21 protein-coding genes, 1 tRNA gene and 5 pseudogenes are annotated in these 21223 nt (G+C 60.5%); 16 read left to right on the plus strand and 11 right to left on the minus strand.

Translation table 11 applies throughout. The features are described 5' to 3' along the window. The first annotated feature begins 106 nt into the window (after positions 1 to 106). A complete protein-coding gene (nadB, locus tag F8N80_RS15545) occupies positions 107 to 1723 on the plus strand; it encodes an L-aspartate oxidase (RefSeq protein WP_150784230.1) in 1617 nt (538 codons plus the stop codon). Here the strand turns inward: nadB and F8N80_RS15550 are convergent. Then, positions 1692 to 2144 carry a protein YgfX gene (locus F8N80_RS15550; protein ID WP_150744842.1) on the minus strand — a complete coding sequence of 151 codons (453 nt, stop codon included), beginning with the start codon at positions 2142 to 2144 and terminating at the stop codon, positions 1692 to 1694. The genes nadB and F8N80_RS15550 overlap by 32 nt on opposite strands. Next, positions 2128 to 2382 carry an FAD assembly factor SdhE gene (locus F8N80_RS15555; RefSeq protein WP_064679258.1) on the minus strand — a complete coding sequence of 85 codons (255 nt, stop codon included), beginning with the start codon at positions 2380 to 2382 and terminating at the stop codon, positions 2128 to 2130. Before F8N80_RS15555 ends, F8N80_RS15550 begins: the two co-directional genes overlap by 17 nt. A 148-nt stretch (positions 2383 to 2530) precedes the next feature. Here F8N80_RS15555 and ygfZ point away from each other — a divergent pair, with 148 nt between their 5' ends. After that, positions 2531 to 3472 (plus strand): CAF17-like 4Fe-4S cluster assembly/insertion protein YgfZ, encoded by a 942-nt coding sequence (ygfZ, locus tag F8N80_RS15560; RefSeq protein WP_150744841.1) that lies wholly within the window; start codon positions 2531 to 2533, stop codon positions 3470 to 3472. A gap of 2 nt (positions 3473 to 3474) precedes the next feature. Beyond that, positions 3475 to 3630 (plus strand): annotated as a pseudogene (locus tag F8N80_RS31605) (HDOD domain-containing protein); the annotation flags it as partial. 126 nt (positions 3631 to 3756) lie between these two features. On the opposite strand, the gene F8N80_RS15570 reads toward F8N80_RS31605, so the two are convergent. Continuing rightward, positions 3757 to 5142, minus strand: coding sequence for a sensor histidine kinase (locus tag F8N80_RS15570; RefSeq protein ID WP_150744840.1), 1386 nt, complete (start codon positions 5140 to 5142; stop codon positions 3757 to 3759). Beyond that, positions 5135 to 5806, minus strand: a complete 672-nt coding sequence (locus F8N80_RS15575; RefSeq protein WP_150744839.1) for a response regulator — start codon at positions 5804 to 5806, stop codon at positions 5135 to 5137. The genes F8N80_RS15570 and F8N80_RS15575 overlap by 8 nt, the downstream gene beginning before the upstream one ends. A gap of 379 nt (positions 5807 to 6185) precedes the next feature. Between F8N80_RS15575 and F8N80_RS15580 the strand changes: the two genes are divergently transcribed. From F8N80_RS15580 to F8N80_RS15595, 4 genes are read left to right on the plus strand one after another with little or no spacing between them, the layout of a single operon-like run. Further along, positions 6186 to 7163, plus strand: a complete 978-nt coding sequence (locus tag F8N80_RS15580; protein ID WP_150744838.1) for a Bug family tripartite tricarboxylate transporter substrate binding protein — start codon at positions 6186 to 6188, stop codon at positions 7161 to 7163. 59 nt (positions 7164 to 7222) lie between these two features. After that, entirely contained in the window at positions 7223 to 7681 is a 459-nt protein-coding gene (locus F8N80_RS15585) for a tripartite tricarboxylate transporter TctB family protein (protein WP_150744837.1), read from the plus strand. Between the two features lies 1 nt (position 7682). Beyond that, a complete protein-coding gene (locus tag F8N80_RS15590) occupies positions 7683 to 9197 on the plus strand; it encodes a tripartite tricarboxylate transporter permease (protein ID WP_150744836.1) in 1515 nt (504 codons plus the stop codon). Continuing rightward, on the plus strand, positions 9190 to 10230 hold the full coding sequence (locus F8N80_RS15595) for an AbrB family transcriptional regulator (RefSeq protein WP_150744835.1): 1041 nt from the start codon (positions 9190 to 9192) through the stop codon (positions 10228 to 10230). Before F8N80_RS15590 ends, F8N80_RS15595 begins: the two co-directional genes overlap by 8 nt. Positions 10231 to 10352: 122 nt before the next feature. On the opposite strand, the gene ung is transcribed toward F8N80_RS15595, so the two are convergent. Then, positions 10353 to 11045, minus strand: coding sequence for a uracil-DNA glycosylase (ung, locus tag F8N80_RS15600; RefSeq protein WP_150744834.1), 693 nt, complete (start codon positions 11043 to 11045; stop codon positions 10353 to 10355). A gap of 132 nt (positions 11046 to 11177) precedes the next feature. On the opposite strand from ung, the gene F8N80_RS15605 reads away from it, so the two are divergent. Continuing rightward, positions 11178 to 12281 carry an enoyl-CoA hydratase/isomerase family protein gene (locus tag F8N80_RS15605; RefSeq protein WP_150744833.1) on the plus strand — a complete coding sequence of 368 codons (1104 nt, stop codon included), beginning with the start codon at positions 11178 to 11180 and terminating at the stop codon, positions 12279 to 12281. A gap of 156 nt (positions 12282 to 12437) precedes the next feature. On the opposite strand, the gene F8N80_RS15610 is transcribed toward F8N80_RS15605, so the two are convergent. Further along, positions 12438 to 12911 carry a hypothetical protein gene (locus F8N80_RS15610; RefSeq protein WP_150744832.1) on the minus strand — a complete coding sequence of 158 codons (474 nt, stop codon included), beginning with the start codon at positions 12909 to 12911 and terminating at the stop codon, positions 12438 to 12440. A gap of 273 nt (positions 12912 to 13184) precedes the next feature. Here F8N80_RS15610 and F8N80_RS31610 point away from each other — a divergent pair. The 7 genes and pseudogenes from F8N80_RS31610 to F8N80_RS15640 all read left to right on the plus strand — a co-directional run. Continuing rightward, positions 13185 to 13382 (plus strand): annotated as a pseudogene (locus F8N80_RS31610) (GGDEF domain-containing protein); the annotation flags it as partial. A gap of 6 nt (positions 13383 to 13388) precedes the next feature. Then, complete coding sequence (locus tag F8N80_RS15620; RefSeq protein ID WP_008153014.1) at positions 13389 to 13583, plus strand: cysteine-rich CWC family protein; 195 nt, start codon at positions 13389 to 13391, stop codon at positions 13581 to 13583. A 58-nt stretch (positions 13584 to 13641) separates the two neighbouring features. Further along, a pseudogene (locus F8N80_RS15625) lies at positions 13642 to 14331 on the plus strand (pseudouridine synthase); the annotation flags it as partial. Positions 14332 to 14646: 315 nt separating this feature from the next. Then, on the plus strand, positions 14647 to 15531 hold the full coding sequence (locus F8N80_RS15630; protein ID WP_150744830.1) for an alpha/beta fold hydrolase: 885 nt from the start codon (positions 14647 to 14649) through the stop codon (positions 15529 to 15531). A 182-nt stretch (positions 15532 to 15713) separates the two neighbouring features. Then, positions 15714 to 15787 (plus strand) — tRNA-Gly (locus tag F8N80_RS15635). Positions 15788 to 16269: 482 nt separating this feature from the next. Beyond that, on the plus strand, positions 16270 to 16443 hold the full coding sequence (locus F8N80_RS31205; protein ID WP_191632934.1) for a hypothetical protein: 174 nt from the start codon (positions 16270 to 16272) through the stop codon (positions 16441 to 16443). A gap of 15 nt (positions 16444 to 16458) precedes the next feature. Continuing rightward, entirely contained in the window at positions 16459 to 17073 is a 615-nt protein-coding gene (locus F8N80_RS15640; protein ID WP_150744829.1) for an N-acetyltransferase, read from the plus strand. Positions 17074 to 17507: 434 nt separating this feature from the next. Here the strand turns inward: F8N80_RS15640 and F8N80_RS15645 are convergent, their stop codons facing one another. Then, a complete protein-coding gene (locus F8N80_RS15645; protein ID WP_150744828.1) occupies positions 17508 to 17687 on the minus strand; it encodes a hypothetical protein in 180 nt (59 codons plus the stop codon). After that, positions 17684 to 18397: a zeta toxin family protein gene (locus F8N80_RS15650; RefSeq protein WP_224790699.1), complete on the minus strand. Its 714-nt coding sequence runs from the start codon at positions 18395 to 18397 to the stop codon at positions 17684 to 17686. Before F8N80_RS15650 ends, F8N80_RS15645 begins: the two co-directional genes overlap by 4 nt. On the opposite strand from F8N80_RS15650, the pseudogene F8N80_RS31615 reads away from it, so the two are divergent. Continuing rightward, a pseudogene (locus tag F8N80_RS31615) lies at positions 18365 to 18451 on the plus strand (short-chain dehydrogenase); the annotation flags it as partial. The gene F8N80_RS15650 and the pseudogene F8N80_RS31615 overlap by 33 nt on opposite strands. Positions 18452 to 18532: 81 nt before the next feature. On the opposite strand, the pseudogene F8N80_RS15655 reads toward F8N80_RS31615, so the two are convergent. The 3 genes and pseudogenes from F8N80_RS15655 to F8N80_RS15665 form a co-directional block, all read right to left on the minus strand. Continuing rightward, a pseudogene (locus tag F8N80_RS15655) lies at positions 18533 to 18649 on the minus strand (trans-aconitate 2-methyltransferase); the annotation flags it as partial. Positions 18650 to 18816: 167 nt separating this feature from the next. Further along, positions 18817 to 19968 (minus strand): hypothetical protein, encoded by a 1152-nt coding sequence (locus F8N80_RS15660; protein ID WP_224790696.1) that lies wholly within the window; start codon positions 19966 to 19968, stop codon positions 18817 to 18819. After that, positions 19955 to 21166, minus strand: coding sequence for an LssY C-terminal domain-containing protein (locus tag F8N80_RS15665; RefSeq protein WP_224790697.1), 1212 nt, complete (start codon positions 21164 to 21166; stop codon positions 19955 to 19957). The genes F8N80_RS15660 and F8N80_RS15665 overlap by 14 nt, the downstream gene beginning before the upstream one ends. Between the last annotated feature and the right edge of the window lie 57 nt (positions 21167 to 21223).

Below are 21223 nucleotides of genomic sequence, written 5' to 3' on the forward strand. Positions count from 1 at the left end.
CCGCTCCCCCCCTCTATATACTAGTGGGCTGTCTGGCTGTCTTGACTCGCCGATCCAGGCGTCATGCGCCAACCCCGACCCAGGTCGCTTTGAGCGGAATCCTGAAATGAGCCAACAGTTTCAACATGATGTTCTGGTAATTGGCAGCGGCGCTGCCGGCTTGAGCCTTGCGCTGACCTTGCCCGATCATTTGCGCATTGCCGTACTGAGCAAAGGCAACCTCGCCAATGGCTCGACTTTCTGGGCCCAGGGCGGTGTCGCGGCCGTCCTGGATGACACCGACACCGTTGAATCCCACGTCGATGACACGCTCAATGCCGGCGGCGGCCTGTGTCACGAAGACGCCGTGCGCTTTACCGTCGAGCACAGTAAAGAAGCCATTCAATGGCTGATCGACCATGGCGTGCCGTTCACCCGCGATGAACAGGCAAGCGCCGAGGACGGTGGATTCGAGTTCCACCTGACCCGAGAAGGGGGGCACAGTCATCGGCGCATCATTCATGCCGCCGATGCCACGGGCGCCGCGATCTTCAGGACCCTGCTCGACAAAGCCAGGCAAAGACCGAACATCGAACTGCTGGAGCAGCGGGTCGCGATCGACCTGATCACCGAAAAACGCCTGGGCCTCGAGGGCGACCGCTGCCTCGGCGCCTACGTGCTCAATCGTGGCACCGGAGAAGTCGACACCTACGGCGCGCGCTTTGTGATCCTCGCGTCCGGCGGCGCCGCCAAGGTCTACCTCTATACCAGCAACCCTGACGGTGCCTGTGGTGACGGCATCGCCATGGCCTGGCGTTCCGGCTGCCGGGTGGCCAATCTGGAATTCAACCAGTTCCACCCCACCTGCCTCTATCACCCGCAAGCCAAGAGTTTCCTGGTCACCGAAGCCCTGCGCGGCGAGGGTGCGCACCTGAAGCTGCCCAACGGCCAACGCTTCATGCAGCGCTTCGACCCTCGGGCCGAACTGGCACCCCGGGACATCGTCGCCAGGGCCATCGACCATGAGATGAAGCGCCTGGGTGTCGATTGCGTTTATCTGGACATCAGCCATAAACCCGAAGCCTTCATCAAGACTCATTTCCCGACGGTGTACGAGCGCTGCCTCGAGTTTTCCATCGATATCACCAAGCAACCGATCCCGGTGGTTCCGGCGGCGCACTACACCTGCGGCGGCGTGATGGTCGATCAGCACGGCCGCACCGACGTGCCGGGCCTGTACGCCATTGGCGAAACCAGTTTCACCGGCCTGCACGGGGCCAACCGCATGGCCAGCAACTCGTTGCTGGAGTGTTTCGTTTACGCGCGCTCGGCGGCGGCGGACATTCTTGAGCAGTTGCCCCAGGTGTCGATTCCTGTCGCCCTGCCCGTCTGGGATGCGAGCCAGGTCACCGATTCGGACGAAGACGTGATCATTGCGCACAACTGGGATGAACTGCGGCGCTTCATGTGGGACTACGTCGGTATCGTGCGCACCAACAAGCGCCTGCAACGGGCTCAGCACCGCGTGCGTCTGTTGCTGGACGAAATCGACGAGTTCTACAGCAATTACAAGGTCAGTCGCGACCTGATCGAGTTGCGTAACCTGGCCCAGGTGGCCGAGCTGATGATCCAGTCAGCCATGGCGCGCAAGGAAAGTCGCGGCCTGCATTACACCCTCGACTACCCGAACATGCTGCCCGATGCCCTGGACACTATTCTGGTGCCGCCCACCTACGCCGACTGAACTTGAGCCGGACCCGCAGGCGTCGGTGCAGATCCGCCGCCTGCGAATCCCGGGGCACACAGATCGATCGGTCATGCCGCTCACCCCGCAGACGAAAACGCAGCACCACGATCAAGGGCAGCGCCAGGCTGTCCGGTCGCAGTTGCACCGGTTGCCAGCCCGCCGCCTGGTTCCACAACTGCCAGCCATCCCCATCGCGACGCAAGCCGCGAAACGCCCGGGGATGCGTCAGCAGAACCTGCCGCGGCAACACCCACACGCCATGAGCCAAGCACAGCGAAACGCCGAGCAGGCTGGCCCAGACCGGTATCGACAGCAGAAACAACGAACCCAGCGCGAACAGCTGGGCCAACAGATACACCGCCAGCAGCTGCCGTGAGGCATGCCAGCGGCATTCGAATGATTTACTTGGGCTGGACACGATCCAGGATCATGCGCACCATGCGCTGCAACTCCGGATCTTCCGATTCGGCGCGTTCCATGAACCAGCCGAACATGTCCTGGTCTTCGCATTCGAGCAGCCTGACGTAGCAGGCGCGGTCAACTTCGTTGAGGTGCGGATAAACCTCTTTCACGAACGGCACCAGCAACACGTCAAGTTCAAGCATGCCGCGACGGCTGTGCCAGTAGAGGCGATTCAGTTCAACAGCTTCGACCATGGAGCGCTCCTCAAATAGGCGGCAAGTATACAGCCCCATGCTCCGTCGAACACTCGGCTTTGGTCGGGCAACAGGGTCTTTTGTGAACTACCCATTTCATGGGCGCCCCCTTATGATGTCCCCCAGACTTTTTATCCTGCGATGACCCATGGCCGACTCTGCTTTTTTCTGCACCCTGTCTCACGAAGGCGTTCTCGCGGTCCGCGGCGCGGATGCCGGTAAATTCCTGCAAGGCCAATTGACCTGCAACCTCGATTACCTGGGCGACACCCGGGCCAGCCTTGGCGCGCGCTGCACGCAAAAAGGCCGGATGCAGTCGAGTTTCCGCATCCTGCTCGAAGGTGACGGCGTCCTGCTGGCCATGGCCAGCGAATTGCTGGAGCCGCAACTGGCGGACCTGAAAAAGTACGCGGTGTTTTCCAAATCAAAACTGACCGACGAAAGCGCCGCCTGGGTGCGCTTCGGCATCGCGCATGGCGATGCAGCATTGATCAGCCTCGGCCTTGGGCTGCCGGCAGAAACCGACAGTGTCGTGCGCAATGACGGCCTGATCGCCATCCGCGTTTCCCCTGATCGCGCCGAACTCTGGGCGGGCGCCGATCAAGCGGACGCCCTCAAGGGCAAACTGTCCGCCCTGCTGGCCGAAGGCGATCTGAATCAATGGCTGCTGGGCCAGGTCCGCGCAGGGATCGGCCAGGTCATGCCGGGCACCCGTGAACTGTTCATCCCGCAGATGCTCAACCTGCAAGCCGTCGGTGGTGTGAGTTTCAAGAAAGGTTGCTATACCGGCCAGGAAATCGTCGCGCGGATGCAGTACCTGGGCAAACTCAAGCGCCGCTTGTATCGCCTGCACCTGGAAGCTGGCGAATTGCCGGAACCCGGTACACCACTGTTTTCGCCGACCCATGGCAGCGCTATCGGCGAAGTGGTGCTTGCCGCCCGCGCCGGGCAAAACATCGAACTCCTGGCCGTGCTGCAAGCCGAAGCAGCAGAAGGTGGCGATATTCATCTGGGCGCGCTCGAAGGGCCAGCCTTGCACCTGCTCGACCTGCCTTATCAACTGGATCGCGATCGCGAAATCCAGCGTTGAATGTGCAGGTGGCCTGCCTGTACTGCTACAAGGGGACCGACCACCCGTTAGCCCGGATCGATGTGTTCAGCGTGCCGGCATTAAAGAAGCTGGGAATTGATCTGGAGAACGAGGTGCAGTGCAGGGCGCTGGAAGAATCGCGGCCGATGTTTTACTGATCAAGACCGCGTCGCGCCCTTCGCGAGCAAGCCCGCTCCCACATTTGACCGAGTTGTTCCTAGAGAAATGCGATCGAATGTGGGAGCGGGCTTGCTCGCGAAGGGGCCAGCCCCCACACCACAAAATTACCCCGCAATAAAGCTCACCCGCACCTTCAACCCCGCCTGCTCGCCATCGTGCAGGCTGATCTGCGCCAGGTGTGCGCGGCAGATTTCACCGACAATCGCCAGGCCCAACCCAGACCCGGCCACCTGCTGATTGCGTCGATAGAAACGCTCGAACACTCGATCACGCTCTTCAAGCGGGATCCCGGGGCCATCGTCCTCGACCTCCAGCACTGCCGGCGCGGTGACCCGCAGAATCACATTGCCGCCCGGCGGCGTGTGAGCCAGCGCGTTATCCACCAGATTGCTCAGCAATTCATTCAACAGCGTCGGTTCACCGCGCAGCCACACCGGTTCATCCGCTTCCAGCGCCAGTGCCACACCACGCTTGTGCGCCAGTGGCGCCATCGCCATGCCGAGTTCACGCGCCAGCTGACTGAGGTCCAGCAACTGTGCACCGCCCTCGGCGATCGCCCGCGCGCCATTCTCCACCCGGGCCAGGGACAGCAGCTGATTCGCCAGATGGGTCAGGCGATCCGTGCCCTGGGCGGCCGTTTCCAGGGTGCTGCGCCAGGTCTGCGGTTCGGTCGAGCGCAGGCCCAGTTCGAGCCGAGCCTTGAGCGCCGCCAGTGGCGTACGCAGTTCATGGGCCGCATCGGCAATGAACTGCGCCTGCCGCTCGAACTGTCCGCGCAGGCGTTCGGTGAAGTGGTTGAGCGCACGCACCAGCGGCCACAACTCATGTTGCACTTCCACCAACGGCAACGGCCGCAAATCATCGGGCTGGCGCTCTTCCACCGCCGTGCGCAAGCGTTCCAGCGGGCGCAGTGCTGCGCTGACCGCGAACCACACCATCAACAACGCACCGATCGCCAGCATGCCCAGACGCAGCAAGGTGTCCGCCGCCAGGCTGCGCGCCATGCTGACCCGCGCCTCATCGGTTTCCGCGACGCGGATTTCCGCCATGCCGTTCATGTTCGGCTCGCTTACGGGCTTGAGCAGGCTGACCACCCGTACGTTCTGCCCCTGGTATTTAGCGTTGTAGAAGCGTGCCAGTGCCGGGTAGTCATCCGTGCGCGGTGTACCCGGCGGCGGTGGCGGCAGGTTTTCGTAGCCCGAAATCAGCTTCTGGTTGATGTCGTTGACCAGGTAGAAAATCCGCCCCGCGCTGTCGTAGGCAAAGGTATCGAGGGCCACGTACGGCACATCGGCGCTGAGGCTGCCATCACGCTGGGACACCCCGGCGGCGATGGTCCTGGCCGAGGCCAGCAACGTCCGGTCATAGGCGGTGTCGGCGGCTTCGCGACCGTTCCAGTACGCACTCAAGCCACTGGCCAGCATCAACACCACCAGCAACAGTGCGAGGTTCCACAGCAACCGCCAGCGCAGGCTGCTGGGCTTATGCATCGCGGCTTTCCAGCAAGTAGCCGAGGCCGCGGAAGGTGACGATGGCAACCGGGTGCCCGTCGAGTTTCTTGCGCAGGCGGTGAACGTAGATCTCGATGGCGTCGGGGCTGGCTTCTTCGTCCAGGCCGAACACCTGGGCGGCCAGTTGCTCTTTGCTCATCACCCGGCCGGGACGGGCGATCAGGGCTTCGAGCACGGCCTGCTCGCGGGAGGTCAGCGTCAGCAGTTCATCGCCGAGGGTAAAGCGCCGGGTGTCCAGATCGTAAGCCAGCACGCCACAGGTCTGCTGACGTTCGCCACCCAGCACACTGCGGCGCAGCAAGGCTTTGACCCGGGCTTCGAGTTCGGTGAGTTCGAAAGGTTTGGCCAGGTAGTCATCGGCGCCGAGGTTCAGGCCATGGACCCGATCCTTGACATCGCTGCGGGCCGTCAGCATCAGCACCGGCAGGTTCTTGCCCCGGGCCCGCAGGCGCGCCAGCACTTCAAAACCGTCCATGCGCGGCAGGCCGACGTCGAGGATAGCCATGGCGTATTCCTCGCTGCTCAAGGCCAGGTCGGCCGCCACGCCGTCGTGCAGCACGTCCACGGTCAGGCCGGTGCTCTTGAGCGCCTGGGCGACACTTTCAGCGAGCTGCAGATGGTCTTCGACGAGCAGAACACGCATGGATATTTACCTCATTCAGGGATGTTCGACGCCATTCTCTGGCGCGGAGTTTACAGCCGCATCCGCCACTGTGAAGCCCGAAAACCGTGATAGTCCGCTGAAAGGTTAGCGAAAGGTTCGACCGTTAGAGTCGGCCCACGGATGGTTTCGACAGGCCATCGAACCGTGCTTTGAAATGTAGCTCCCGAAAAACGCCTCGATGCGTTTTCGCCAATAAGAACAATAACGAGGTACTGCACCATGCTGTCCTTACAGCTCCAGGCTCGCCCTCCCCTCCCTCTCCCATCGTTTACGCTCGCCAGCGCCGCACCCGGCTGCACGCCGCAACACCGCCGCATCTGAAACATCCCCAAAAATAACAACTCCCGTGGAGACAAAAATGAATCGATCACTGCGCCGTTTCGCTCTCGCCGCCAGCTGTGTGCTGTTTGCCGGCCAACTGATGGCCGAGCCCAAGCGCCCGGAATGCATCGCCCCGGCCTCGCCGGGCGGCGGTTTCGACCTGACCTGCAAACTGGTGCAAAGCGCGCTGGTGAACCAGAAACTGCTGAGCAAACCCATGCGCGTGACCTACATGCCCGGCGGTGTCGGTGCAGTGGCGTACAACGCCGTGGTGGCGCAGCGTCCGGCCGACGCCGGCACGCTGGTCGCCTGGTCCAGCGGTTCGCTGCTGAACCTGGCCCAGGGCAAATTCGGTCGCTTCGATGAAAACGCCGTGCGTTGGCTGGCGGCGGTCGGCACCAGCTATGGCGCCATCGCGGTGAAAAAAGATTCGCCTTACAAAAACCTCGACGATCTGGTCAAGGCGCTGAAGAAAGATCCGAGTTCCGTGGTCATCGGTTCCGGCGGCACCGTCGGCAGCCAGGACTGGATGCAGACCGCCCTGATCGCCAAGGCCGCCGGGATCAACCCGCGGGACTTGCGTTATGTCGCCCTCGAAGGCGGCGGTGAAATCGCCACCGCGCTGCTCGGCGGCCACATCCAGGTCGGCAGCACCGATATCTCCGACTCCATGCCGCATATCCTGAGCGGCGACATGCGCCTGCTGGCGGTGTTCTCCGAGAAGCGTCTGGACGAGCCGGAAATGAAGGACATTCCGACCGCCAAAGAGCAAGGCTACGACATCGTCTGGCCAGTGGTCCGCGGTTTCTACCTCGGGCCGAAGGTCAGCGACGAAGACTACGCCTGGTGGAAAGACTCCTTCGACAAACTGCTGGCGTCCGACGAGTTCGCCAAGCTGCGCGATCAGCGCGAGCTCTTCCCGTTCGCCATGACCGGCCCGGAGCTGGACACCTACGTGAAGAAGCAGGTAGCGGACTACAAAGTGCTGGCCAAAGAGTTCGGCCTGATCCAGTGATCGCCTCTGTCTAGCGGCTGCCGCTCCGTATACCCGGGGCTGCGGCACAGGAGTTTTTCATGCTCTTACAACGCATTTTCGCTGCGGTGCTGTTGCTGGCCTGTCTCGGCCTGGCACTGATGGCGTGGCCGTATCAAGCGGCTTTTTCCTACGAACCGGTGGGACCACGGGCCTTTCCGCTGCTGATGCTCGGCCTGATGGGCCTTGGCCTGCTCTATATGCTGTTTCGCCCGACGCCGATCGTGCACAGCGACGATGACCCCAGGCTCGACCGCGAAACCCTGAACAAGATCGGCCTCTGCGTCGTTCTGCTGCTGATCTTCGCCGGCCTGTTCGAGCCGCTGGGCTTCATCCTCAGCAGCATCCTGATCGGCATTCCGATGGCGCGCCTGTACGGCGGTCGCTGGGGGCCGAGCATCATCGTGACTACGCTGATGAGCATTGGTCTCTACCTGCTGTTCGACAAGTTGATGGACGTGCCGCTGCCCCTGGGCCTGCTCGACGTACTGGAGAACTGATATGGATACTTTCAGCTATTTGGGCCAGGGTTTCGGCGTCGCACTGAGCCCGTACAACCTGGTGACCGCGCTCTGCGGCACCCTGATCGGCACCGTCGTTGGCCTGCTGCCGGGGCTGGGCCCGATCAACGGCGTGGCGTTGTTGATCCCGATCGCCTTTGCCCTGGGCCTGCCACCGGAGTCGGCGCTGATCCTGCTGGCGGCGGTGTACCTGGGTTGCGAATACGGCGGCCGGATCAGCTCGATCCTGCTCAACATCCCGGGCGAAGCCTCCACCGTGATGACCACCCTCGACGGCTACCCGATGGCCCGCAAAGGCCTGGCCGGGGTGGCGTTGTCGCTGTCGGCCTGGAGCTCGTTCATCGGAGCCTTCATCGCCACCTGCGGCATGGTGCTGTTCGCCCCGCTGCTGGCGAAATGGGCGATTGCCTTCGGGCCGGCGGAATACTTCGTGCTGATGGTGTTTGCGATTGTCTGCCTGGGCGGCATGGCCGGTGATCGACCGTTGAAGACCTTTATCGCGGCGCTGATCGGTCTGTTTCTGTCGACGGTCGGGATCGATGCCAACAGCGGCGTGTACCGTTTCACCGGGGACAACATCCACCTGACTGACGGCATTCAGTTCGTGGTGCTGGTACTGGGCCTGTTCTCCATCAGCGAAATCCTGCTGCTGCTGGAAAAAACCCATCGCGGCCAGGAAGCGGTGAAAGCCACCGGGCGGATGATGTTCAACTTCAAGGAAGCGTCTTCGGTGTTCGTGGTGAACATCCGATGCGGTCTGTTGGGTTTCATCATGGGCGTGCTGCCGGGTGCTGGCGCAACATTGGCCAGTGCCGTGGCCTACATGACCGAGAAACGAATCGCTGGCGCCAAGGGCACGTTCGGCCAGGGCGACATGCGCGGCCTCGCGGCACCGGAAACCGCCATCGGCGCTTCGGCGTGCGGCGCCCTGGTACCGATGCTGACCCTCGGCGTCCCAGGTTCGGGCACCACGGCGGTGATGATCGGCGCGCTGTCGCTGTACAACATCACCCCCGGCCCTCTGCTGTTCCAACAGCAACCGGACATTGTCTGGGGCCTGATCGCTTCGTTGTTCGTCGCCAACATCATGCTGGTGATCCTCAACATCCCGATGATCCGCATTTTCACCCGCATCCTCGCCGTGCCGAACTGGGCGCTGGTGCCGGTCATCGCCATCATCACCGGGATCGGCGTCTATGCGGTGCATGCCACCACCTTCGACCTGTTCCTGATGATCGGCATCGGCATCTTCGGCTACATCCTGCGCAAGCTGGACTTCCCGTTATCCCCGGTGTTGCTGGGCTTCATCCTCGGCGGCCTGATGGAACAGAACCTGCGGCGCGCCCTGTCGATTTCCAACGGTGCGCTGGAAATCCTCTGGTCGAGCCCGATCACCTTCGGGGTCTGGGTACTGACCGCGTTGATGCTGTTGATGCCGCTGCTGCGGATCTGGCGCAAACGTTCGGTCGCCCGGCGCGCCATCGCCGATGTCTGATCGAACGCCGTTCAAAGCCTGGTGGGGGACCCCGCTGGTGGGTCTGCTGGGCGGTTACCTCGCCAGCCAGATCGGCTGGCCGCTGCCGTGGATGGTCGGCTCGTTGCTGGCGATCATCCTGGTGCGCTGCCTGACCCCCTGGCAATTGGCGGAAATCCCTGGCGGGCGCAAGGTCGGCCAGTGGATCGTCGGCATCGGTATCGGCCTGCACTTCACCCCGGTGGTGATGGAACAGGTGCTGAGTCACTTCGGCTTGATCTTCTTCGGCGCGTTGGTCACCAGCCTGTCGGCCGTGGTCGGGGTCTGGTTGATGCGGCGCACCGGCGAAGATCGCGCCACGGCGTTCTTTTCCAGCATGCCCGGTGGTTCCGGGGAGATGGTCAACCTCGGCGCGCGCAATGGCGCGGTGCTCAGTCGGGTGGCGGCGGGGCAAAGTCTGCGGGTGCTGGTGGTGGTGCTGTGCGTGCCGGCGGCCTTCAAGTATTTGCTCGGCGAGGGTGCACCGGTGTTCCATCCGAGCGCCGTCGACTGGCGCTGGCTGGCCCTTCTATTCCCGGCAGGCGCGTTGGCTGCGTGGCTGTGGGAGCGTCTTCGTCAACCCAACCCGTGGCTGTTCGGGCCGTTGCTGGTGAGTGCGGCGGTGAGCATTGGTTGGGATCTGCACATCGGCTTGCCCGACGGCGGCAGCCAGATCGGCCAATGGCTGATCGGCAGCGGATTGGGCTGTCACTTCAACCGGCAGTTTTTCCGTCGCGCGCCGTCGTTCATGGGCCGGACCCTGATCGGGACGGTGCTGACCATGTTGATCGCCACATTGGCGGCGCTGGGCTTGAGTGCGCTGACCCACCTGGACCTGCGCTCGCTGACCCTGGGCATGATGCCCGGCGGGATCGCGGAGATGAGCCTCACCGCGGAAACCCTGCAGCTGTCGGTGCCGTTGGTGACGGCAATGCAGGTGATGCGGTTGTTGTTTGTGTTGTTTCTGGCGGAGCCGTTGTTCAAGTATTGGGACCGTCGGCCGGATTCTGTCTGATAGACCGAGGTGGCCCCTTCGCGGGCAAGCCCGCTCCCACATTTTGTCCGCGTTCTCGCTGTGGAATGCGGTCAAAATGTGGGAGCGGGCTTGCTCGCGAAGGGGCCCTTATTGGCAACGCGTCAAACCGGCGGCAACCGCCACTCGATCGGCGTCTCGCCATTCTGTTCCAGAAACTTGTTGGTCCGGCTGAAGTGCCCGCACCCAAGGAAGCCGCGATAGGCGGACAACGGCGACGGATGCACCGACGTCAGCACCAAATGCTTGGTGGCATCGATCAGTTTCTGCTTGCTCTGGGCATGGGCGCCCCACAGCAGGAACACCAAATGCGGCTGGTGCTCGCTGACCACCTCGATAATCCGATCGGTAAAATGCTGCCAGCCCTTGCCCGCATGGGCGTTGGCGGTGGCGCGTTCCACGGTCATGGTGGTGTTGATCATCAGCACGCCCTGGTCGGCCCAGCTTTGCAGGTAGCCGTGGCTCGGAATATCGATGTTCAGGTCGCGTTTCAACTCTTTATAGATGTTCACCAGCGACGGCGGCGCCGGCACGCCCGGTTGTACCGAGAAACACAGGCCGTGGGCCTGGCCCGGGCCGTGGTACGGGTCCTGGCCGAGAATGACCACCTTGACCTTGTCCAGTGGCGTCGAGTTGAGCGCATTGAAAATCATCGGGCCCGGCGGATAGATCTCCTTGCCCGCCGCGCGCTCCTGTTGCAGGAAGTTGCGCAACTCTGCCATGTAGGGCTGGTCGAATTCGGCACGCAGTGCCTCCTTCCAGCTCGGTTCGAGTTTGATACGGTCGTCAGCAGTCATGGTTACATCCGGCAAAAACAATGGAGCGAACCCTAGGAAAGCCGACCATGCTTGTCAATTGATCTGACGCACATCCGGCACTTTCCTGAACAGCGATCATACTGAACGCTCAAATTTCCGATCGAGGTCACGATGAATCTGCACTTCGAAGAACTCACCGGCACCGACGGCGCACGCATCGGCGTGGCCAGCCTGGATGCCGAACAGACCCTCAACGCCCTGTCCCTGCCGATGATAAACGCCCTGCGCGATCAACTGGACGCTTGGGCCAAGGAACCGCAAATCGTCTGTGTGCTGTTGCGTGGCAAGGGCACCAAGGCTTTTTGCGCCGGTGGCGAGGTCCGCAGCCTGGTGGAAGCCTGTCGCGCTCACCCGGGTGAAGTACCGCCCTTGGCTGCGCATTTCTTTGCGGCGGAATATCACCTGGACTACATGCTGCACACCTACCCGAAACCGCTGATCTGCTGGGGGCATGGCTACGTGCTTGGCGGCGGCATGGGGCTGTTGCAAGGCGCGGGTATCCGGATTGTCACGCCGAGCAGCCGTCTGGCGATGCCTGAGATCAGTATCGGCCTGTACCCGGATGTCGGCGCGAGTTGGTTTCTGTCGCGGCTGCCCGGCAAGCTCGGTTTGTTTCTCGGCCTGACCGGCGCCCATATGAACGGTCGAGATGCGATCGATCTGGACCTGGCCGACCGTTTCCTGCTCGATGAACAGCAGGAACAGCTGATCGAAGGCTTGTTGCAGTTGAATTGGCAGGAACAGACGGCGATGCAACTCAACAGTCTGCTCAAGGCCTTGCAGCAGGAGGCGGTCGCGCAGATGCCCGAAGCCCAATGGCTGCCGCGACGGCAGCAGATCGACGAACTGTTGGATGTCAGTAACGTGGGCTGCGCCTGGAAAGCCATCAGCTTGCAGCGCGATCACACGGATCTGCTGCTCAGTCGTGCGGCTAAAACCATGAGTGAGGGCTCGCCACTGACCGCTCATCTGGTGTGGGAGCAGATCACCCGCGCCCGGCACATGTCCCTGGCTCAAGTATTTCAGATGGAATACACCATGAGCCTCAACTGTTGCCGTCATCCGGAGTTCAGCGAGGGTGTGCGGGCGCGGCTGATCGACAAGGATCAAAAACCGCACTGGCACTGGCCGGACATCAACAACGTGCCCGATGCGGTAGTCGATGCCCATTTCCACAAGGCCTGGGAAGGTCGGCACCCCTTGGCAGACCTGTAGGAATGCCAAACAAATGTGGGAGCGGCGGTGCGGCGATCCGACTTGCTCGCGAAGAGGGAGTGTCAGTCGACATTACTGCTGCTTGACACACCGCCTTCGTCGGAACGCCGCCCGGAGCAAGCCCGCTCCCACAAGAATTGCATTTAACTGACTGTTTTAACGGTGGCCGCCTCGGTCACCGTGTTCGCCGCGGCCGTTGTGGTCGCCTCGGCCGCCACGGTTGTCGCGCCCGCCATGGCCACGATAGTCGCCGTCCCGACCGCCGCCGTTACGGCCGTCCCAACCGCCACGGCTGTGCCCATCCCAGCTGCGACTCTGATGGGCGCGGTAGTCGGCTCGCGGCGCCGACCGGTAGTAACGCGGTGCTGGCTGATAAACCCGCGGCTGGTGGTAATACCGCGGCGTTGGCTGGTAATACCGTGCAGGCGGCGAATAATACCTGCGCGGCGCCGTGTAATAACCGCCATTGGAGTAGTAGGGCCCGCCACCGGAATAATACGGCGCAGGGGATGTGTAGACCTCGGACCGGTAGTAGCTGGCTCCTCCATCGGAATAGGGCACGCATGCACCAAGAGACAATCCCAATACAGCAATCAGCAGCATTTGACGGAGCTTCTTTCGACAGAGCATGGCGGCCTCCTGGACCGCGAGTGAGCCACACCAGCGACGCTGGCGAGCGACAGTCAATTATTCGGTGACTGTCGAAAGATCAGACATCGATTTCGAAATCTGGTGCGTTTATGAAACACATTGAAACAAGTCGCCGATGAAAGTTTTTTCATCATTCACCCGCTGATCAATGGTGCCAGCGGTGATATCCACCCCGGTAATAGTGCGGGCCATGGCCGCCGAAGTACCAATAGCGATAGCCGCCGTAGAGGCGCGGGTCGTAATAACCGGGTGCGTAGTCACGTCGAAGAACAGCGTTATGCCTACCACGGTAAGCAACTGCGGCTGACGGTGAGCATCGGGCTGACCACCCTGCAAGCGGATGACACCTTGCACACACTACTGTCGCGGGCCGATCAAGCGATGTATCGTGCCAAGCATTCCGGTCGCAACCGCATCTGCATGGAAATGTCTCACTCCAGTTATGCATAGTCCTACATGAACAAGCCAGATTTCTGCCCGGCCTGCGGCGCCTCCAACGACTGCACCCTGGCCGACCCTCGAACCGCCGATCGGGCCTGCTGGTGCTATGGCGTCAGCATCGACCCGGCGGTACTCGAAGCGCTGCCGCCGGAACTGCGCGACAAGTCCTGCCTGTGCCCCCGCTGCGCTCAGGTCGAGGCGCAGTTATAAGCAACCGCGCGGCCAATCACGTAAGATGCGCGGCCCATTTCCCCACCGATTTCCTGCCATGCGCGTCGACCGTTTCCTCAGCAACCTGCCCCGCTTCAACCGTCGGCAAGTGCGCCTGTTGCTGGTGGAAAAGCGCGTCCGGATCGACGGAAAAATCGTCAGCGACACGCACGCCGAGGTCTCGGAGTTCAGCCGCGTAGAGATCGATGACGACGTACTGCAAGTCGGCAAGTCCGCACGCTACTTCATGCTGCACAAGCCAGCCGGCTGCGTCAGCGCCACCCGCGATCCACAACACCCGACCGTACTCGACCTGATCCATGAACCGGACAAGCACGAGCTGCACATCGCCGGGCGCCTGGATTACAACACCACCGGCCTGATGCTGATCACCAACGACGGCAGCTGGTCGCGACGCCTGACCCAACCACAGACCAAACTGCCCAAGGTCTATTACGTCGAGACCGAGCAGGACATCGGTCCCGAATACGCGATCACCTTCACCGAAGGCCTGTACTTCGCATTCGAAGACCTCACCACCCAACCCGCCGACCTGGTCGTGCTCGGGCCGAAATCGGCACGTCTGAGCATCGTCGAAGGCCGTTATCACCAGGTGAAGCGGATGTTCGGCCACTTCGACAACAAAGTGTTGCGCCTGCACCGCGAACGCATGGGGCCGCTGGCGCTCGACGATGCGCTAAAACCGGGCGAGTACCGCGCGTTGCGCACCGAAGAGATCCATTTGATCCAAGCGCACGACCGCTCAGCAGAAGCTGTCGAACAATTTGCGAATGATACTTGCGCGATGACGTGACCCCTGCTTGAATCAGGACGTCGGCCAAAATGTGACCGACGAGTCATAACATACTTCTAAGAAACTTTTTGCCGGCAGAGAACCCTCAGGTTCCGCTTTCCCCCGGCAAACTGCCCGCCAATAACAATACCCGTCGACCGGACCGCATTGGATCGACATGGGCTCCAAAATTCCAGGCGTGTGCCTACCTGTCACAAAGCTCGTGCAATCTCAGTTGCGCGCATACCCGCTTGCTTGGAGTCTTATGACATGAGGCCAGAAATCGCTGTGCTGGATATACAGGGTCAGTTTCGGGTTTACACGGAGTTCTATCGCGCGGACGCCGCAGAGAAGACCATTATCCTGGTCAACGGCTCACTGGCCACGACTGCGTCGTTTGCACAAACCGTGAAAAACCTGCACCCGCAGTTCAATGTGGTCTGCTACGACCAGCCCTACGCGGGCAAGTCAAAAGCCCACAACCTGCATGAGCAATCGCTGACCAAGGAAATCGAAGGACAGATCCTCCTGGAGCTGATCGATCACTTCGCCGCCGAACACGTGCTGTCGTTTTCCTGGGGTGGCGCTGCGACCCTGGTCGCCCTGGCCCAACAGCCACGGCGCATCGAAAAAGCCGTGATCAGCTCGTTCTCCCCGGAGATCAACTCGCACATGCTCGATTACCTCGAGCGCGGGATCGATTACCTCGGCAGCCGGGACGGCGACCGGGTCGGCAACCTGGTGAACAGCACCATCGGCAAACACCTGCCGACCCTGTTCAAGCGCTTCAACTATCGGCACGTCAGCAGCCTGGCCGAGCATGAATACGGGCAGATGCACTTCCACATCAGCGACCTGCTGCACAGCGATCGCCAGTGCTTTTTCAAGGCTGCGCAGAAAATCAACGTGCCGGTGCTGTTCATGAACGGCGAATGGGACGAATACACCGCCACCGATGGCGCCCGGTTATTCGCCAACCATGTGCAGGACGCCACCTTCAGCACCCTGCAGGCCACCGGCCACTTTCTCGACATGGAGCACAAATCCGCCTGCCGAGACAGCCGCAACGCACTGCTGGGCTTCCTGAAACCGGCGCCACAGGCCAGCCGACCGCGGTACCACTACGTCCAGGACCAACATGCACTGGCCATCTGAAACAGCGTCATCGCGAGCAGGCTTCGCCCTACACCGTTAAACGCATCCCTGTGGGAGCGAGGCTTGCCCGCGAACGACCGTCATGCGGTCCCTGTTTTTGATTTATTCGATGCTAAATGCAACGCGCACAAAGAAAAACTTCAAATCCATGCGCACATCTGGTACAAAGTCAGCCGCTCTGAGCGGGTGTCGTATAATGGCATTACTCCAGCTTCCCAAGCTGATAACGAGGGTTCGATTCCCTTCACCCGCTCCACTATTTTCAATGCCTCCAGCGGTGCATGTACATGACTGCAATCAGTTGGGGGACGTTTTTGGGGACGTTTGCATAAAAGCGCGAATCCCTTGAAACACCATCTGAAGCACCCTCCCCTCCGCAGCAAAGTAAATTTTTCAGGTTGCCCCGCAAATCGACCGCCCTCAGGCTGCCAATAAAGCCTCGCGCAGCAGGATCTGTAAGTATTTGTTCGCCTCGAAATCGGCGCAACAAGCCCAGCGGGGGCCCGCTCCAAAGATGGGCAACCGTTTAGCCCGCATCGCTCCAAATAGGTGAGCACCGCCTTAGTGAATTCCGCATACGTTGCACACGTTTCGAAACTCACTACGATTGACATAGTGTTTGTTGGTGTTCAAAAATGATCACCGAAGCGTTTTAACGCATCCGCCCGACGTTCGTCCGGCGAAGGAATCGGCAGTGCCGACCAGTAGCAGCGCGTACCAGCTGCGAGGGAAATGCCCATGGCAATCAAAAGCGACACCTTTAGCCGCGTTGAATTGAGCGATTCAGACGCAGTTCGCTTCGTGCAGCATATGCGCGACGACAAACCCAACGCCAAAGCGAAAGCCTCGTACGCACGTGGTCGCGCCATTTTGAGCCAAGTAGTGAATAGCCAAGCCGCTCGCGCTCGCTGAAAAAAGTGAGCGCCAATGCAGCCTGGTGTTGATTACTTCATAGAAAAGCTTGACCCTCACCACCAATCGAACAAATTCTCCTTGGGCCCAGATCCTGATCTGCGGCCCTTGAAGTCGTTCATCCAAGACAACGCCTTGGATTACCAGGTCGCGAACGTCGCAGTCACCTATGTTGCTGTGCTACCACCGGCAGAACAGGGGACTAGACCACGAGTGATTGGTTACATCACCCTGACCTGCAGCGAGATCGATCTCGGTGGCACCTACGCCATTGACGACTGCGAGCACGCAAATCGCTACCCATCGATGCCAGCCCTTAAGGTGGCACGATTGGCCCGTCACGCGGGTTATGCTGGCTTCCGGATCGGTGAAACGTTAATGGATGTAGCGATAGCCGTAGCTGTCGACAACATCGCTCAATTCGTCGGCTGCAGGTTTTTGGTCACAGACTCCAAAGCCAATTCAGTTCCTTTTTATGAAAAGGTCGGTTTGACGTTGCTGGACACCGAGGAAAATCGGGCGCGACGAGAGCCGGTGATGTTCCTCGACCTCAACAAGCTGGTTGAAGACGAGGTTGCTGAGCCTGAAGAGGAAGAATTAGTAGCAAACGCCGAACTCGAAATCGTCTAACTCAAAGGCCGGCTTAATCCGAGTTCGAATGCAGGTCTATGCCACAGAATTTCATCACGGCTGAAGTCTGTTAGCGTTTTTTTCGCAAATCACGGATTTAGTATCAAATTTCATCCAGCATTAGAATTTTCACACCTACGAAAATTATCGTTTTCGCATAAGATCGGTGTTCTGTTAGCGTTTTTCTTGCTCCAGTAAAGGATTCCGTCAATGCAAGTCGGTTTCAAGACCACAAAAACCGCTCCATTGTTACCGGTTTTTTTTGGGCGGGATTTGGTTGGTCGAGCCTCAGAGTTATCTGGCAGAGCTCAGTCCAGTCCTGAACGGACGTGCATTTTAGCCAGGAGGGGACGACCTGGAAAAATAAGTACATCCCTCTTGCACACAAAAGCCCAGCGTTGAGCTGGGCTTTAAATTGGCGTTGTGGCGAAAGATCAGGCCGTCGGAGCTGCGGCCCGTGCGGCTTTGATAGCCTCTGCTTTCTGCACGACATCACGTTGAGAGGCATTAGCCTTGCTGATTACGCCCATCAAGATCTCTCGCCTGGTCTCGGCAGGGGTGTTGGAGAAAAACTCAGTCAATGCGCTGGTTTTCTCGACCTTTGCTGTACTCATTGATTTCCTGCCTCTGTTAACAGCTCAACGAGCTGAACCTGATCATAGGTCTGCGGGATCAGAGCGTCAATCGTATCGCCACTGGCGTCGAGCTCTACCCATTGGCTGCCGCCATCAAAGTTTTTGATCAGCAGATCAATATGGATTTGGTTATCGTACAAACGCTTGAGTTCAATGACATTCCTTCGCGCTGCGACGAACTGTCTGGCGAACTCCTGCAACGGAATATTCCTGCCCTCGGTGAGCTCCCTGGCCTGAACAAACTGCCAAGCGAGTTCCGGCCGCTGGTAAACGTACATAATCTGAGCGTTCCTGCGGCTTCCCAAGACCCGATCAATATTCCGCTTTGCGACATCAAAATTGGCCATTGTTCCGTCCAGAATGAACGACAGGCGTTTTTCAAATGCCCGATCCAGAACCTTTTCCAGAATCTTGGTAACCGCGCGCTGAAACAAGTACGAGTTACCTCCCACATAGCCGGGGATCAGGCTTCTAAAATCGTCAGGATCAATACGCAGCACGCGCTTCGCTTGAAGGCTCAAGTTCCTCTCGTCCAAATCCTCAGCAATGGCTTTGGATACTTCCGTCTTGCCAGCCCCGGGCGAGCCTGCCATGAACACCGTAAATGGTTTCTCCTCGCTGAAGTACACTGCGATATCTGCGATCTGCCGGGCCACTTCGCATTGCTTTGCTGCATTCCCTTGCGCGATGGCTGCGATGTGCTGGATGTCGTTGCGCGACGTATGGATGCGCAACCGGCATGACGTCATCAAGCGACGATTGATGCGATAAACCTCCAATAAAAAGGGCAGATGACCATCAGCGTCTCCTGTCCTTTTTTTGCATCAGCGAGTCGAGATGGTAAACAGCCGCGGGAACGGCAGCAGCACTGAACCACCGTCCAACGCCGGATAAACCCGCTGAATTGCCACCTGGTACTGCTTGAGGTACTGCGCCCGTTGATAAATAAATCCGTCACCTTTTGCGGTCACCTTTTGCGAACGTTTCGCATAAAATCGACGTTTTGTTAGCGTTTTTCTACAAGGTGCTCTCGAGCTCCTGCCCTGCCCGCGCTCTTGGCGACGCGAAGATCCTGACGCTTCCAGCTGCCGATACGTGCGGGAGCGGATCAGCGCGAAGATGCCGCCAGATCCTCTTCGACGAAGCGCAGCATCGCCTCCACCAGCGCCTCGCGCGGGTAGGCATTCTGTGTCACCAATAGTGAAGCGATGGTCGAATGCGTTCGGGCGATCGGCACTGCCAGTGCCCAATGATCGGCGTTGATATAGCCCATCAGGGTGCTGCCAGGTACAACCTGATCGTAGAAGATCACTTGGCTGTCGTTGCGGGCATCGATGCGCGCCAGCTTGTTGTAACTCGATTTCAACGCGAACGAGATGTGATCCGGCTGCGGGAAGGTAACGAGCGAATAGTAGTTCAGTTCGGACGGCAGCCGGTTCTGCGCCAGCCAGCTCTTGCGCGTTGCGGGTCGAAGGCTGTTGATCGCGCCACCGTCGCCCGAATCGCAGGTCGCACCGGGAAAGTGCCGCAACAGGTCCGCCTGGTACTGCTCGGCATCGTTGGCCAGCGCCGAGCCGCCGACCGAGCCGGCTGCGCTGATCACTGCCGCCACGCGGCCGCGGATTTCCGGGTAAGCGACCATCGCCTCGAGAATGTCGGGCGCACCCTTCGAATAGCCGATCAGGACGAGGCGCGACGGTCCGGCGTCGGCTGGCATCGCCATGATCGCGTCGCGTATTTGCCGAGCGTTGTTTGCGGAACTCGATAAGGCGTCGACCTTGATCTGCACCAGGTCAAATCCGAACTGGCGGAGATGAATCGCTACGCTGCCGGGCGCTTGCAGCCATTGCTCGAAGCATTCGTAGCCGACGCCGGCCACCACAGCGCCGATCAGATGGCGTTTCGATTGACCGAGATCGACGGGTTTGCCGGTGCCACCAGGTTCGCTACCGACGCGGGTCAGTGCCTCCTCGCAAGGGCGGCTATCGGGCAGCTCGCTTCCTCGCGTGTCGAGGATCGAGCAAAAAATCTCGCGAAAGCGCGCCCGCTGGTCCTTCACGCCAGCCTGCGACGCAGGGACCAGCACCAGCGGCGGTGTGTCCGTCGAGTAGGCAATCAGCGGCGCGGGTGTGCAGGCGGTGAGCGCATGGCAGCCAGCGATCATCAGCCATGCCATGCCAGCGCTGCACAACGATGTGTGGGTACCGCACAAACGGCCAGCCGAGTCATCCGGCCTGCCGAACAGGTCACTTGCGGGCATCGTCGACCTCCTTTCGCGCAGGCGAGTCGCGCCGGTCCAGATACGGTTCCCAATCGAGCAGCTCCACCTCCGACAGGCTGAGCGGCCGCGTCGCAAAGAACATGACCGCACGCAGACCGTCGCTGAAGTAATGGGCGCCGCTGAACGTCGTTCGCGATTGTGCCAGGGACGCGGGACCGACGCCGGTGACGAACCCGAGCTTGTCCAGACCGGCCGAATACATCATGTCCTGGATCAGGAGATTTCTCGCCTCATCGACATCCTCATGCAAGACGAGGTTTTGCGAATCGCGCGGTGCAAAGCGTCCGCCGGTCGGTCTTGCGACCTGCGCGAGATAGACCGAGTGACCTTCGAAGCGCATTGGCGTGTTCCACACACGCACCCAAGTCGCCGGCGCTCCGGCTTGCGATTGCTTGCGAACCACGGCATCGGGCATGCGGCCGAACACACGTTCGGCCGCATCCGCGGGGTGCGCGGCACGCCGGTAGCCGCGACGCACAAATGCGGCGGCGATATCGGCAAACTCGCCGACGAGAATCGCATTGATCGGATCGCCCTGCGCCCTGCCGTTCGCGTCAGCGGCGCAGCAGGGAAGGCGCTCCAACGCGGAACGCAACGCGGCCAGATCATCATAGTCCTTGATCTCGGAACCCTGATGCTGGAACAAGCCTTCGGCAAACCATTTTTCCCCAGCGTCGTCCGGCACCTGCAAGAAGAGGGAGAACGGGATCAGCGTCTTTCTCTGCAGCAGATCGATATTCAGCAGCCGCGTAACGCGCTCCGGGTTGATGAACAGCACGCCCGCTTTCGTTTCGCCTGGCAGGACGGGATTCTTGAACCCCAGTTGGTCCAAGTGTTCATTGATGCGCGCGTTCGCTGCCGGGGCGAATATCCCGTGCATGGACCAGGCGACTTCGAGTGGCGAGAAATAGTCGGGATCGGTTCCCGGTCGCAGCAAAAAGAGCGGATCGGCAGTCCGGTTCTGGACTTCGACCCACACGGGCTGCACGCGTGTCTTGTCCAACTCCACACCCAGCATGCGCCGCCTGTCTTCGGCACTGAGCACGGCGGCGCTGACGCGCACCTCGTGCCTGGTGGCCGTCTGCGCACGTTCACGCAACCCGGAAGTACTGAAATCGGCAGGTGCCTGCCAGGTCGTACAAGCAACGGCGAGCGCAAGAATCGCTGCACAACTCATGGTGCACAAGCAGCGCATTGCACACCGCAGAGTCCCCCTGGCGCGTAGCGCCGACGG

The sequence above is a fragment of the Pseudomonas fluorescens genome, assembly GCF_902497995.1.
Lineage (GTDB): Bacteria > Pseudomonadota > Gammaproteobacteria > Pseudomonadales > Pseudomonadaceae > Aquipseudomonas > Aquipseudomonas fluorescens_BK.

Bases quoted from the DNA above. Each gene is read 5' to 3' on its own strand.
- F8N80_RS15580 (WP_150744838.1), top strand. From the start codon at position 6,186: ATGAATCGATCACTGCGCCGTTTCGCTCTCGCCGCCAGCTGTGTGCTG.
- F8N80_RS15620 (WP_008153014.1), top strand. From the start codon at position 13,389: ATGAACAAGCCAGATTTCTGCCCGGCCTGCGGCGCCTCCAACGACTGC.
- F8N80_RS15575 (WP_150744839.1), bottom strand. From the start codon at position 5,806: ATGCGTGTTCTGCTCGTCGAAGACCATCTGCAGCTCGCTGAAAGTGTC.
- ung (WP_150744834.1), bottom strand. From the start codon at position 11,045: ATGACTGCTGACGACCGTATCAAACTCGAACCGAGCTGGAAGGAGGCA.
- F8N80_RS15645 (WP_150744828.1), bottom strand. From the start codon at position 17,687: ATGAGTACAGCAAAGGTCGAGAAAACCAGCGCATTGACTGAGTTTTTC.
- F8N80_RS15660 (WP_224790696.1), bottom strand. From the start codon at position 19,968: ATGCCCGCAAGTGACCTGTTCGGCAGGCCGGATGACTCGGCTGGCCGT.
- F8N80_RS15595 (WP_150744835.1), top strand. From the start codon at position 9,190: ATGTCTGATCGAACGCCGTTCAAAGCCTGGTGGGGGACCCCGCTGGTG.
- F8N80_RS15665 (WP_224790697.1), bottom strand. From the start codon at position 21,166: ATGAGTTGTGCAGCGATTCTTGCGCTCGCCGTTGCTTGTACGACCTGG.
- F8N80_RS15590 (WP_150744836.1), top strand. From the start codon at position 7,683: ATGGATACTTTCAGCTATTTGGGCCAGGGTTTCGGCGTCGCACTGAGC.
- F8N80_RS15585 (WP_150744837.1), top strand. From the start codon at position 7,223: ATGCTCTTACAACGCATTTTCGCTGCGGTGCTGTTGCTGGCCTGTCTC.
- F8N80_RS15605 (WP_150744833.1), top strand. From the start codon at position 11,178: ATGAATCTGCACTTCGAAGAACTCACCGGCACCGACGGCGCACGCATC.
- F8N80_RS15555 (WP_064679258.1), bottom strand. From the start codon at position 2,382: ATGGTCGAAGCTGTTGAACTGAATCGCCTCTACTGGCACAGCCGTCGC.
- F8N80_RS15610 (WP_150744832.1), bottom strand. From the start codon at position 12,911: ATGCTCTGTCGAAAGAAGCTCCGTCAAATGCTGCTGATTGCTGTATTG.
- F8N80_RS15630 (WP_150744830.1), top strand. From the start codon at position 14,647: ATGAGGCCAGAAATCGCTGTGCTGGATATACAGGGTCAGTTTCGGGTT.
- nadB (WP_150784230.1), top strand. From the start codon at position 107: ATGAGCCAACAGTTTCAACATGATGTTCTGGTAATTGGCAGCGGCGCT.
- ygfZ (WP_150744841.1), top strand. From the start codon at position 2,531: ATGGCCGACTCTGCTTTTTTCTGCACCCTGTCTCACGAAGGCGTTCTC.
- F8N80_RS15640 (WP_150744829.1), top strand. From the start codon at position 16,459: ATGCAGCCTGGTGTTGATTACTTCATAGAAAAGCTTGACCCTCACCAC.
- F8N80_RS31205 (WP_191632934.1), top strand. From the start codon at position 16,270: ATGGCAATCAAAAGCGACACCTTTAGCCGCGTTGAATTGAGCGATTCA.
- F8N80_RS15570 (WP_150744840.1), bottom strand. From the start codon at position 5,142: ATGCATAAGCCCAGCAGCCTGCGCTGGCGGTTGCTGTGGAACCTCGCA.